General features: G+C 37.4%; 11 protein-coding genes and 1 riboswitch. Of the genes, 4 read left to right on the top strand and 7 right to left on the bottom strand.

The window, feature by feature from the left end; all coding sequences use genetic code 11:
* Positions 1-327 precede the first annotated feature (327 nt).
* The gene (locus Q1B07_RS11405; RefSeq protein ID WP_299089378.1) at positions 328-1,119 is read left to right on the top strand and encodes a GNAT family N-acetyltransferase; all 792 of its coding nucleotides are present in this window, start codon (positions 328-330) and stop codon (positions 1,117-1,119) included.
* Positions 1,120-1,279: 160 nt separating this feature from the next.
* A complete protein-coding gene (locus Q1B07_RS11400) occupies positions 1,280-2,062 on the top strand; it encodes a SurA N-terminal domain-containing protein (protein ID WP_299089379.1) in 783 nt (260 codons plus the stop codon).
* A gap of 94 nt (positions 2,063-2,156) precedes the next feature.
* Here Q1B07_RS11400 and Q1B07_RS11395 read toward each other — a convergent pair whose 3' ends face one another.
* The 6 genes from Q1B07_RS11395 to Q1B07_RS11370 all read right to left on the bottom strand — a co-directional run bounded on the left by Q1B07_RS11395 (position 2,157) and on the right by Q1B07_RS11370 (position 7,976).
* On the bottom strand, positions 2,157-3,179 hold the full coding sequence (locus tag Q1B07_RS11395) for an ABC transporter substrate-binding protein (RefSeq protein ID WP_299089380.1): 1,023 nt from the start codon (positions 3,177-3,179) through the stop codon (positions 2,157-2,159).
* Positions 3,176-3,928, bottom strand: a complete 753-nt coding sequence (locus Q1B07_RS11390) for an ABC transporter permease (protein WP_299089381.1) — start codon at positions 3,926-3,928, stop codon at positions 3,176-3,178. Before Q1B07_RS11390 ends, Q1B07_RS11395 begins: the two co-directional genes overlap by 4 nt.
* Positions 3,925-4,689 (bottom strand): ABC transporter ATP-binding protein, encoded by a 765-nt coding sequence (locus tag Q1B07_RS11385; protein WP_299089383.1) that lies wholly within the window; start codon positions 4,687-4,689, stop codon positions 3,925-3,927. Before Q1B07_RS11385 ends, Q1B07_RS11390 begins: the two co-directional genes overlap by 4 nt.
* A complete protein-coding gene (tenA, locus tag Q1B07_RS11380) occupies positions 4,682-5,356 on the bottom strand; it encodes a thiaminase II (RefSeq protein WP_299089384.1) in 675 nt (224 codons plus the stop codon). Before tenA ends, Q1B07_RS11385 begins: the two co-directional genes overlap by 8 nt.
* A 45-nt stretch (positions 5,357-5,401) precedes the next feature.
* Entirely contained in the window at positions 5,402-6,682 is a 1,281-nt protein-coding gene (locus tag Q1B07_RS11375) for an acetylornithine deacetylase (protein ID WP_299089385.1), read from the bottom strand.
* A gap of 127 nt (positions 6,683-6,809) precedes the next feature.
* Positions 6,810-6,913, bottom strand: a riboswitch (TPP riboswitch).
* 82 nt (positions 6,914-6,995) lie between these two features.
* A complete protein-coding gene (locus tag Q1B07_RS11370; protein ID WP_299089387.1) occupies positions 6,996-7,976 on the bottom strand; it encodes a bile acid:sodium symporter family protein in 981 nt (326 codons plus the stop codon).
* A 473-nt stretch (positions 7,977-8,449) separates the two neighbouring features.
* On the opposite strand from Q1B07_RS11370, the gene Q1B07_RS11365 reads away from it, so the two are divergent.
* Together Q1B07_RS11365 and Q1B07_RS11360 are read left to right on the top strand one after the other, a co-directional pair.
* Positions 8,450-9,298, top strand: a complete 849-nt coding sequence (locus Q1B07_RS11365) for a hypothetical protein (protein ID WP_299089389.1) — start codon at positions 8,450-8,452, stop codon at positions 9,296-9,298.
* Positions 9,299-9,329: 31 nt separating this feature from the next.
* Positions 9,330-10,247, top strand: a complete 918-nt coding sequence (locus Q1B07_RS11360) for a VanW family protein (RefSeq protein ID WP_299089391.1) — start codon at positions 9,330-9,332, stop codon at positions 10,245-10,247.
* Positions 10,248-10,332: 85 nt separating this feature from the next.
* Here the strand turns inward: Q1B07_RS11360 and xylB are convergent, their stop codons facing one another.
* Complete coding sequence (gene xylB / locus Q1B07_RS11355; protein WP_299089393.1) at positions 10,333-11,832, bottom strand: xylulokinase; 1,500 nt, start codon at positions 11,830-11,832, stop codon at positions 10,333-10,335.
* Positions 11,833-12,030 lie beyond the last annotated feature (198 nt).

Here is a 12,030-nt window from a genome sequence, read left to right as displayed (position 1 = left end):
CATATTTTTGTTCGCATTTTTCATTAACGATTTAATAGTAACATGATGAACTTCATAATCAAGGTCTTAAGGAAATGTTGTGAGTATATCTGTCAAATAGTGAGTGTAAACGTTGCCATCAACAGTTAGTTCTTCTTAAAGGCTTCTCAAACGGTTTAAACGCTCCTCATCCCTTATTTTCAATCATTATGATTACCGACTTTTCTAAATTTTTATTTAATTAATACGGATAAAATAATAAATAACATTACCAAAAAATGTTTAAACTTTTTGAAAACGATTGTATAATTACCACTAAATACAGAGACGGAGAGAGGATGTATGGGCATGCTTAAAAAATGTACATCAGCTGATCATGATCAGGTTATGGAATTTTTAATAGAAGAAAAAGCTTTTAATCTTTTTATTATCGGCGATATTGAAAATTTCGGTTATGATGCTGATTTTCAGGACATTTTTGCTCAGTACAATAATAATGGGGAAATCGAGGGTATCTTGCTTCGTTATCAACATACTTATATTCCTTATACGAAAACGAAAATTGATTTAACTAAGATGGCAAACCTCATATCGTCAGATCCCGAGCTGGTGATGGTATCTGGAAAAAATGAAATCGTCAAAAATATGCAAACACTCACTCCATTAAAACGAGCAAAGCTAACCTACTTTGCCGAGCTAAAAGACAACGAAGCACTACAAGATCAACCCCATGACTCTATTGTAAAAAAGGCATCATTGGAGGATGTTGAAAGAATCTGCGTCCTAAAGGAACAAATCAGCGAATTTGATTTCAATTCCTCTACAAAACAAAGCTTTAAGCGAACAATTGAGACAAAATCAGGTCGTACCTTTTTTATTGAAAATGCCAAGAGAGAAGTGATTTCCATTGCCTCTACAACAGCTGAAAATCAGTATTCCGCCATGATAGTTGGTGTTTGCTCACATCCTGCCGAGCGTCAGAAAGGCCTTGCATCGGTTGTGATGCAAGAACTTTGTAAAGAGTTGTTAGCCGAAGGAAAAACTCTGTGCTTATTTTATAATAATCCAAATGCTGGACGGATCTATAAAAGGCTCGGTTTTAACGATATCGGATTATGGCGGATGGCTTATCCAAAATAATATGAGACTAAAAAAACAGGGATACGGGATAGATGATTGAATAGTTATTTTATGCTATCTTTCTTCTATCCCCTTTCATTTTTCTCATAACTGTTATACAATTCCAACTATGCACGCCTTATAGGAATATTTCTTCCTAATAGCGAAAGGAGAACAATACATGAAAAAATTACTACTTACATTATTCATTGGGCTGCTCGCATTTTCACTAGCTGCCTGCAATAATGATGAAGACAAAAAGGACTCTGCTAACGCTAATGAGTCAACTGAGGAGAAAGCGAAAGCTGACGAAGAGAAAGCTGACGAAAAGCAAGCTGCTGCTGATGCAGAAGAAATGCAAAAAAAACTTGATGCCCAGAAAGTAAAAGAAGATACTGTTGTAGCAATTGTCAATGGTCAGGAGATCAAGGGAGCTGAGTATAATGATGCACTAAGTATTTCGCAAACTCAGTTTCAGTCAATGGGACAAGATCCCACTTCAGAGGACATTGCTAAACAACTGAAAGATTATACTCTTGAAAGCCTTGTTGGCCAAACCTTGCTCATGCAAGAAATAGATAAAAAAGGATATAAAGCAACCGAAGAGGCTATTAATAAGGATTTGGAGACATTAAAGGCACAGTATAAGGATGAAAAAGCTTTTAATGAAGCACTTAAGCAAAACAATCTCACACTTGATGAGCTGAAAACACAGATTTCTGATAAAGTAAAATACAGTCAATATATCGAAAAAGACTTAAATATTGAAGAAGTAACCGAAAAAGAGCTAAAGGAATATTACGATTCAATGGCTAGTCAGGCTGAAGAAGGTACTGAAACACCAAAATACGAAGATGTAAAAGAACAGCTGAAACTGCAACTTGAACAGCAAAAAACACAAGAAAAACTTGCCGCAAAAGTCGAAGAGCTTCGCAAGGGCGCAAAAATTGATTTGAAAATATAAATCTAAACTTTCAACAGTTGAATTTTACTGCCCATTAAGATTTGGATAAAATAAATAAAGGACGTGCTCCAAACAGGATGCACGTCCTTATTTATTACTCAGCAATATTTACAAAAATATCATCCACTGCCGGTTCCTTTTCAATCAAGCCTGCTTCCTTCATCCAGCTAATGGTTTTTTCCCATTGTTCTTTGCTTTGACTGCCAAAGCCTTCCTCTGACTTCATAAGCGGTAATAAAATGTCCAAACTTTCCGTCTCTACTTCTTCTACTAATGGAAAGTTTGCTTCATCTTGATTCGTTAATAAGATGTTTAGCGCTTCTTCAGGATTTTCTGCTGTAAATTCATATGCTTTTGTTGCGGCACGCCAGAAAGCTTCAATGCTTTTTTGTTCTTCCTCCCATGTTTTATCACTTGTTACTGCGATAAGCTCATTGTAACTTGGAATACCGTAATCTGTAGGGTTTAAATTACGAGTTTCATGGCCTTCATGCTTTAATACAGGTACCTCATGATTAATATATGCCCCAATCACGGCATCTACCTTTTTACTAACGATGGATGATCCTAGCTCAAAGCCAACATCAATCATTTCTACGTTTTCTGGATTCCCGCCATCTGCCTTCACCATTGATTGAATAAGAGACTCATTAAGCGGTATTCCAGGATACCCTACTTTTTTCCCTTCTAGATCCTTAGGTGATTGAATTTCGCTGTCCTCAAGAAAAACCACGCGATTTAAAGGTGAACGGACAATTGCCCCTACAGATTTAATCTTCACATCTTGATTTGCACGCGCAATAATGACATCTGGCTGATAGGAAATACCGAGTGTCACTTGACCGGCAGCAGCCAAATTAATGGGATCTGTCGGGTTTGCTGGAAATTGAATGTCGACATTTAAGCCTTCTTCTTCAAAATATCCCTTTTCCTGGGCAACATATAAAAAGCTGTGTACGGCATTTGGATACCAATCCAGCATAATGCTTATATCCTTTAACTCTTTCGTTTTTTCCCCTTCTTCGGCACTTTGTGTTGAAGTACCATTCTCTCCACCTGAACATGCTGTCAACAGTCCAATCATCATACATAATAGTACAACTAAATACTTTTTCATTTTGTTTTCCTCCATCTTAATGTTCTTCTTTCAATCCAACCAACCAATAGAAAAAATAAAACGCCTACTGCTGATAACAAAATGATCGGAGCAAAAACACCTGCTCCATCAAATTGTGTCATCATTCGCCGGCTAAAATAACCTAAACCTGCTTGAGCACCGATCCATTCACCTATTGCAGCCCCAATGACGCTAAGTGTAACGGCAACCTTTAATCCTGAAAAAAAATGCGGCGCACTTGCAGGTACTTGGAGTTTAAAGAATAAATCCTTTTTACTTGCGCCCATTGTTAATAATAAATCTCGATAATCCTTGCTTGTTGAGCGAAGCCCATCATAAGTATTAACTGTTATTGGGAAAAATGTTATAAGGACAGTTACAACAACCTTACTCCAAATCGTATAGCCAAACCAAAGGACGAAGATTGGAGCAAGAGCAATGATCGGAATGGTTTGTGACGAGATAATGATCGGATAAAAGGTTCTCTCAGCCGTTTTACTTACGCTCATCCAAACAGCAAGGCCCACACCGAAAACAATTGAAATAAAAAGGCCAATAACAATAATTACTAATGTTGATGGTAAATGTTCGAGAAATAAGGGAGCTTTTATTTCCCATAGCTTATAAGCAATATCTGAGGGAGCTGGTAAAATAAATCCCAAATCAACAAGCCTTGCACAGACTTCCCACATAATGAGAAAACCGGTAACAAGTAGACATGCGGCAGTATACTTTTGGAAAAACTTCATAACTTTACCCTCGCTCGAAGCTGGTCAATTAAATAATCCTTTAGCTCGATCACTTCAGGTTTATTTAAATCCTTTAAATCTCTCGGGCGGTCAAGCGGAACCTTGATCACCTCAAGTTCGCTTGACGGCACATCTTTAAAAATAAAAATTCGATCAGATAGAAACAAAGCTTCATTGACATCATGTGTAATAAAAAGAATCGTTTCCCTGCGTTTTTCCCATTGAGATAAGAGCCACTCCTGCAAGGAAATTCTTGTGATGGCATCAAGTGCACTAAAGGGTTCATCCAAAAGCAGAACCTCTGCGCCGCTTAGTATCGTACGCAGAAAAGACACCCTTTGCCTCATACCGCCAGATAAGTCACTAGGGAAGCAGTCTTCCACACCTTTCAGACCGAACTCCTCAAGTAATACCAATACTCTCTTGTGTGCTTCTTTTTTGTTAACTCCTTTTATTTCTAAAGGAAGTGCAGCATTTTCGACAATTGTCCGCCATGGCAGCAGCAAATCCTGCTGGGGCATATACCCGACCTTCCCAAGTCGGTTTGAGTTCAGATTATTCCGCAAGAAAATTTCACCTTCTGTTGGATGCTCCAGTCCCGTAACCAACTTAAATAATGTGCTTTTCCCCGATCCACTTGGACCTATAATACTAACGAACTCTCCTTCATTAATCTGAATATCAAAATCTTTTAAGATGGGCGTTTTTGCTTCATCATAACGAAAGGTTACATGTTGAAATTTCAGTACTGGGTCACTCATCGATTGGCCACATCTCTTCGTTATAAGCCATATCCCAAAACATGTATTCGAATCGAGTTGTATTGAGGAAGATCTCCTCCAATTTTTCCAGCTCTGCCTCCGGCTTTCCCTCTGCTACCTGATCCAATAACTCTATACACCATGTTGCAAGCTGCCCAAACTCATCTGATGCATACATATTGATCCACTCTCCATAAAACTCGTGCTCGCTTGCACCCTCGATTTTTTTTAGCTCCTTGCCAATTTCCCAATAACTCCACATACAAGGAAGCAAGGCTGCAACAAGCTCTGCAAGTGTACCATTTTGGCTCACATGTAACATATAATGTGTGTATGCAAGTGTGGTTGGCGATGGTTTTGCTGTTTCCAGCTCCTCAACAGAAATATCAAATTTTTTTGCATATTGCCGATGAAGCTCCATTTCTTCATTTAACGTTGCATCTAGTAATTTGGCAAATTTCCCCATTATCTTAAGGTCTGTCGCTTTTACAGCACCTAAAGCAAAAACCTTTGCATATTCAATTAAATACAAATAATCCTGAACCATATAAAACCGGAACTTTTCCTTTTCCAACGTACCATTTCCCATTTTTTGAACAAACGGATGGGCATGATTACGATTCCATATTGGCAGTACCTTGTAATAAAGCCTTTGACTAAAATTCATCCTTTAACCTCCTAAATTTCATGAGCTTTACCTCTTGAAGCTTAATCAAGCTCGTTTAGTATGACACCATTCATAAATAAACCGTAAAATAACCTTTGTATAAGAAAGAAGCTGGTCAATAGAAAGCTTCTCATTTATGGCATGGGCATTTTGCAAATTGCCAGGTCCATAAATGGCTGTCGGAATTCCTGCCTCACCTAACCAGCCGCCATCTGTTACCGAAGGGGAAACATCGACAATTGCCTGATCGTTTAATATAGCCTGGTGTGCCGATGCTAATTGCTTTACACCGAGATGGTTAGGATCAACCTCTAGTGATGGAAAGATTTCCCCGCGATCAACAATCATTGACTTCCCGCCCCATTCAAATGAAGGCGGATTTACTCTAAGCCAAGGATCAGCGTTTGCCACATGCTGTATATGTGTTTCAATTTCGTTGATGATTTGCTCATACGTCTCATTTGGATAATAGTGTACCGTGATCCAAAGCCTGCATTCGTCAGCTATGAAAGCCGCATGCCGCCCACCTTCAATAACTGCAGGGTTTATCGTATTCGTTCCAGGCATAAAACCCGGATAGCTTTTCGTCACAGCCCAATGGCGTTCAAGCTCTTGCAGTCCTTGAATAATGTTTGTCATTTTCTCGATTGCACTCGCACCAAAGAGCTTTCCTCCAGCATGAATCATCTGCCTTCTTGTTGCATCATGAAAGGTTTGCGGGCTCTTTACTGTAATCCATCCAGTAATGACTCCACCTTGACCTTGAATATGTAAATCACTTGTGTCTACCACAACAGCAAAATCAGCCGCATACCCCTTTTTGCAACATTCTAATGTACCTGCCTCACCAACCTCTTCGCCAATGACCGACTGGAAAATTAAACTGCCAGGCAATTCAATCCCCGCTTCATGTATTAACTGGATGGCGAACAAAGCACCGGCTAAACCGCCTTTCATATCAGCTGCACCTCGACCGATGATATTCCCGTCTTTTACAACCGGATAAAAAGGGTCAACCTCCCATACTTCATCCTCACTGACTTCAGCTACGTCCATATGTCCATTAATGATCAAGCTGTTATACAGGTCTGATGAAGTCCCTTTACGAACACCTACAACATTTGGATCATTGGGGTAAACATCCCACATATCGATTGTGAAGCCTTTATCACTTAAAAAATCAGCAACAAATTGTTGGGCATCCTTAGTGTTTCTTGCAGGCGGTGCCGGTGTTTTATACTCGATTAGCCTTTTGAGCAATTCAATCAGCTCATCTTTTCTGGCATCAACTTGTTCAACTAATTGCTGAATATGATCTGCTGTCATTTTTTTCCTCCCCATCCTTTTCTCAGCTATAAAAAAACCACTTCTTATTTGAAGAAGTGGTTTGAACATACATACAAATTTATGTATAAACATTCGAAAAACATCGGGTTTTCCGAAGTTTCAAATATATTTTCAAACACCTCTTCCCTACGCTAGTATTATCTAGATCAGGTAATAAGGGTCAAGGCACCATGCCTCTCTCAGCTTTTAAAAGCTCCCCTAGTGGTGAAATCTATTAACTTAATTTCTAAATTGATTATATTATTTTTAACACAATCTTTCCTTTTTGGCAACAGATTAAAATAAATCCCCTTTATAAACCGCTAACATTGTTCACAAACTGTTTATTTGCATGAAAAATGCGATCCTCATATCTTTTAAATAAATATCCAAAGATCGATGCCAATACTTGCTGAAACAGCATCCCAATAATAACTGGAACAGCGACAGCAGCTGGAAAATATTGCACGGCAATAACAGCCCCGGCACTGATATTACGCATTCCGCCAGTAAAGATCATCGCTACTTTTGTTTCACGATCTCTTTTTAACCAGTTTGCTACTATCCATGTAAGTAAATATCCAAAGAAAGCAAGAATAAAAACTGTGACAGCAATAATAACCAACTTCACTGTTATATCTGATAAATATGGTGCTACTACAGCTCCATTAATCATGACAACAATTGCAAGACCCAACTTAGAAAAAGGAGCTAGTGTTTTGCTTACTTGAACGCTTTTCTCTTTAAATAGATGATTCAACAACATTCCTACTAATGATGGTAAAACGACCATATATAACAATCCGTACATAATCGATAACGTACTAATGTCTACTTTCTGCCCAACAAGGAAAGAAAGAGTATGCGGCACAAGGAATGGAGAAAGAATCGTATCAAGCAAAATAATCGAAAGGGCCAATGCAATATTTCCTTTATAAATCGTTACCCAGATGAAGCTTGTTATACCTGTAGGAATAACAGCAGCAAGTACAAGACCGGTCAATATTAAAGGATCATTTGCAAAGATAAGATGTCCTCCCCCCCAAGCAATAACTGGCATTCCTATATGCAAAACAAATAAAATAATTAGTAATGGAAGCGGACTTTTTAATACACCTTTAAGGGAAGAAAAGTTCGAGTTGAGACTACCAGAGAAAGTAATAAAAGCAAAAATCCAAGGGATTAAAAATGAAAAAAACGAAAAATGATTAGCAAACATCACGCCCAAAATGACGCTTACAGGCGTAAGAAATGGCATAAACCTTTCAAGCTGCCGATTAAAAGTTTGAAGCATTAAGCATTCTCCTATTCTAATAAAGAACAATTATTTGAGTAAATTTGTTTATTTCCTTTGTCATTTCCTTCCCCTAGTGAATATTTCTTTACGTAAATTTTAACACATTACACAAAAAAAGTAGCCTCTTTATCCTTTAAAGAGTCGCTACTTTATAAGATCACTGTTTGTTAAAGAAAAAAATTAATGGTCAATTGCATCACAGACCAAACTGCTAAATGGTTATTAAAAGCGTTATTTTTATATCACTCATTAATTTTTTCAATTCAAGAATATTGTAAGATAATTAACAATGTAAGTCAATTTATTTTTACCAATTAACCAAAAAATTTGAAATCATCATAGCTTCAGTTAGGACGATCATGTTGTTGATCTTCTTTCATTTTCCATTTTTATTCAAGTAATGTTTTCTCTAACAAAGCACAAACTAAGCTTACTAAAAAAGAAACTAGTTACGGAGATGACATGATATTGTGAAAAGTTATGTTTTTAGCATTGGATTATTCTTTTTTATGATTGGTTTTTCAGAAGAAAAGACATTTGCTGCTTCTATCGAAAATAGACAAGCTCCAATAAGTTTCCAAATAACCCTTCAAAATTGGGAAGCTGTCAATCATATTTTGCAGAAAAAATCAACCTTTACTGTTATTGATGTGGAAACTGGTAAGAGCTTTGAAGTACAGCGAAGGGCTGGCAGCAGGCATGCAGATGTACAGCCCATTACCAAAAAAGACACGAAGATTATGAAAGAAATCTATGATGGAAGATGGAGTTGGCGAAGAAAAGCAGTCTTAATTCTAGCCAATGACAGCTTAATCCCTGCCTCTATGCATGGAATGCCGCACGGTGCTGGAGCGCTTCAAAATGGATTTCCCGGTCATTTCTGTATTCATTTTCCTGGAAGCACAACTCATCGGTCGGGGAAAGCCGATCTCTCTCACCATGTGATGATTTTAAAGGCTGCTGGGAAAATTGACGACTATTTTACAAGTCTTCAAGCAGAGCAATTAATAAATGTATTTCTAGTAACGATTAAAAACCAGGACCAAAAATTGGCAGAAAAAATCTCGATAAGTAATCAAAAAAAATGGAAACAAAAACTTAATAATATTGAACAAATCGAAGCCATACAGTGGTCGCTACCACAAACAACAAATAAAGAAACTCGCTACTCATTAGTCACTCAAATTCCTGTTGAGATAAAAATGTTTATTAAGGAACGTGGAGCTGTTAAAACAAACTTAGTTTTTACATTGATGAGAACATCTCCTCTTTCACCATGGAAAGTAAATATTGATCCATTGCTATCTTCCATTAACTAATTTTAAGAAAACAAAAAGAGGTGGGGCATAAATGAAAATGATTTTGGTGCTATTATTGCTGGCTTTACAGCCTGACACTATTTCTGAAGAGATTTCATTAACCTTTGAGGGTGAAAAAATAAGCAGTATTCATCGCTCAGAATATGCTCTGCCTCCTTTTGGCCAATCCATGATCGATCACCAAAAATATAGTGAACTCGAGAAAAAACTTGAAGCAGCTGTTTTTAAAATGCCAACAAATGCAACCATTGATGAACATGGACATTTAGTAAGTGAAAAAATGGGCTATCAGCTTAACAAGGAGAAATTCAAGGAAGCGTTTTATCAGTCGTTTTATATGAAAGGTACTACTTCTATAGATATTCCTGTCAAGACAATTTACCCAAAGGTTGACAGTGAATTATTAACATGCATTAGTTCAAAAAAAATCAGCCAATATATTACCTTTTTTAATAGCAGGAATAAGGAACGTTCACATAATATCAAATTAGCATCTGATGCGATCAATAACTATGTTGTGTTTCCGGGAGAGACTTTTTCATTTAATGCTGCTGTTGGAAAACGGACAGTTGAAAAAGGGTACCTGCCAGCACCTGTAATTGTAAGAGGAGAATTATCAGAAGGTGTTGGCGGCGGAATTTGCCAAGTTTCCTCCACTCTGTTTAATACAGTAGACCGTGCGGGAGTTAAAATTCTTGAGCGGTATTCACATAGCAGAAGGGTGCCTTATGTTCCGCCAAATCGAGATGCAACTGTAAGCTGGTATGGTCCAGATTTTGTCTTTAAAAACCAGCACAACCAGCCATTGCTTATCCGTTCAAAAGTAATCGGCGGTCAGTTAATTATTATTATCCTCTCTTCTGATACATTTTCTGATTATAAACGAGAGGTTCCAAGTGCGCCAGATACTTTGCCTAAAGAAGAATCTATAGATAAAGATAATACTTAGAAAAGTATGAAACAAAACAAAAGGGTCAGACCCTTAGGCGCCATATAGTTTCTACTATTGCCATGGTCAGACCCTTTACATTAGTTTATTTTCTAAATTTCGCTAAGCCTTCATTTAATCCTTTCGTGTGTTGATAAACTTCTTTATAAAGAGTAAAAAGTTCCTGATACTTTGCAACATTATCTGCAATTGGCTCATATGTTTTAGCTGGCTTAATAAAGAGATCAGCAATTTCTTTGAGAGAACTTGACCACCCTGCACCGTATGCTGCAAGAATGGCAGCTCCGATACCTGGTCCTTGCTCGCTTTTTAATTTAACAATTTTTGTATTGAAAATATCAGCTTGAATTTGAAGCCATGTCTCATTTTTGGCACCACCGCCAATTGAAATAATCGTATCGATTTTCTTGCCGCTGTCACGGAAAATCTCAATGGATTCATGCAAAGAAAATGTAATTCCCTCTAATACCGCACGAGCAAAATCCTTTTTAGTATGGGATCCTTCCATACCTATAAAGCTGGCACGAATGGTTGGATCAGCGTATGGTGTTCTTTCCCCAACTAAATATGGTGTGAACAATAATCCATTTGAACCAACAGGCACTTCTTCTAATCCATTCAATAATTCTTCATATGACTCATTTTCAGCAAACACATCTTTAAACCAGTTCAAGCTATAGCCAGCTGCTAATGTGACGCCCATGGTATAAAAGGCATTTTCTTTACCATGATTAAAATAATGAACCTTTCCAGCAAAATCACGATCATTTCTCTCTTCGTATGATAAAACAACCCCAGATGTTCCAACACTGCATAGCGTATTTCCCTCTGATAAGATTCCAGAACCAATTGCTCCGCAAGCATTATCTGCTCCCCCTGCAAAAACCTTAGTAGCAGGAGATAATCCTGTTTCATTTGAAAATTGTTCTGTTAACGTCCCCACACACTCGTGTGATTCGACGAGCGGCGGACAAAAATCATGCTTAAGCTCAAAAAGAGCACATATTTCCTGACTCCATTCTTTTTCTCCAACGTTTAATAATAACGTTCCAGCAGCATCAGAATATTCACTATGAATTTGTCCGGTCATCCGGAAACGTAAATAATCTTTTGGAAGGAGGAATATGGCTGCTTGTTCAAAAATATATGGTTCATGCTCCTTTACCCATAATATTTTTGGCAAGGTAAAGCCCTCTAATGCAGGATTTTTTGTAATCTGAAGTAATTTATCCTGACCGACAACATCATAAATTTGCTTACATTGAGGTGTAGTTCTCACATCATTCCAAAGGATAGCATTTCGTAACACCTGGTGTGATTTATCTAATAGAACAAGTCCGTGCATTTGTCCTGAGAAGCTGATCCCCTCAATATCATTAACATCACCATTAAATTCTTTTACAAGCTCTGCAAGACCTTCACGCGTTTTTTCTACCCATAACTCGGGTTCCTGTTCACTATACCCGGATTTTTCATGGATTAAAGGATAAGATTTCGAAATTTCATGAGCAACATTTCCGTTTTGGTCCATTAATAAAATTTTTACTGCGCTTGTACCTAAATCAATCCCAATCACATATTTCATTCTCAAAACCCCTTATAATAGAAGATACGGATTTGCGTTTTAGCAGACCCATGCAAGTAAACCCTTTCAAAAATGAAGTGTTTTTTTACTATCTGAATCTAGTACTTTACATTTCTATAAAATAGTAGAAAACTAATTAAAATTATATCATTGGGAAAAATGTTTGTCTATTCAATAAACTAAGTTTATACTTATAAT

This window comes from uncultured Metabacillus sp. (assembly GCF_947503125.1).
In the GTDB taxonomy this organism is placed as follows: Bacteria; Bacillota; Bacilli; order Bacillales; family Bacillaceae; genus Metabacillus.
Note: the sequence above shows the minus strand (reverse complement) of the source record. Positions and strands in the feature narration are given on the sequence as shown.

Excerpts from the sequence above, each read along its gene's own strand:
- Q1B07_RS11390 (WP_299089381.1), bottom strand. The coding sequence starts at position 3,928 with ATGAAGTTTTTCCAAAAGTATACTGCCGCATGTCTACTTGTTACCGGT.
- Q1B07_RS11405 (WP_299089378.1), top strand. The coding sequence starts at position 328 with ATGCTTAAAAAATGTACATCAGCTGATCATGATCAGGTTATGGAATTT.
- Q1B07_RS11360 (WP_299089391.1), top strand. The coding sequence starts at position 9,330 with ATGAAAATGATTTTGGTGCTATTATTGCTGGCTTTACAGCCTGACACT.
- Q1B07_RS11375 (WP_299089385.1), bottom strand. The coding sequence starts at position 6,682 with ATGACAGCAGATCATATTCAGCAATTAGTTGAACAAGTTGATGCCAGA.
- xylB (WP_299089393.1), bottom strand. The coding sequence starts at position 11,832 with ATGAAATATGTGATTGGGATTGATTTAGGTACAAGCGCAGTAAAAATT.
- Q1B07_RS11400 (WP_299089379.1), top strand. The coding sequence starts at position 1,280 with ATGAAAAAATTACTACTTACATTATTCATTGGGCTGCTCGCATTTTCA.
- Q1B07_RS11370 (WP_299089387.1), bottom strand. The coding sequence starts at position 7,976 with ATGCTTCAAACTTTTAATCGGCAGCTTGAAAGGTTTATGCCATTTCTT.
- tenA (WP_299089384.1), bottom strand. The coding sequence starts at position 5,356 with ATGAATTTTAGTCAAAGGCTTTATTACAAGGTACTGCCAATATGGAAT.
- Q1B07_RS11385 (WP_299089383.1), bottom strand. The coding sequence starts at position 4,689 with ATGAGTGACCCAGTACTGAAATTTCAACATGTAACCTTTCGTTATGAT.
- Q1B07_RS11395 (WP_299089380.1), bottom strand. The coding sequence starts at position 3,179 with ATGAAAAAGTATTTAGTTGTACTATTATGTATGATGATTGGACTGTTG.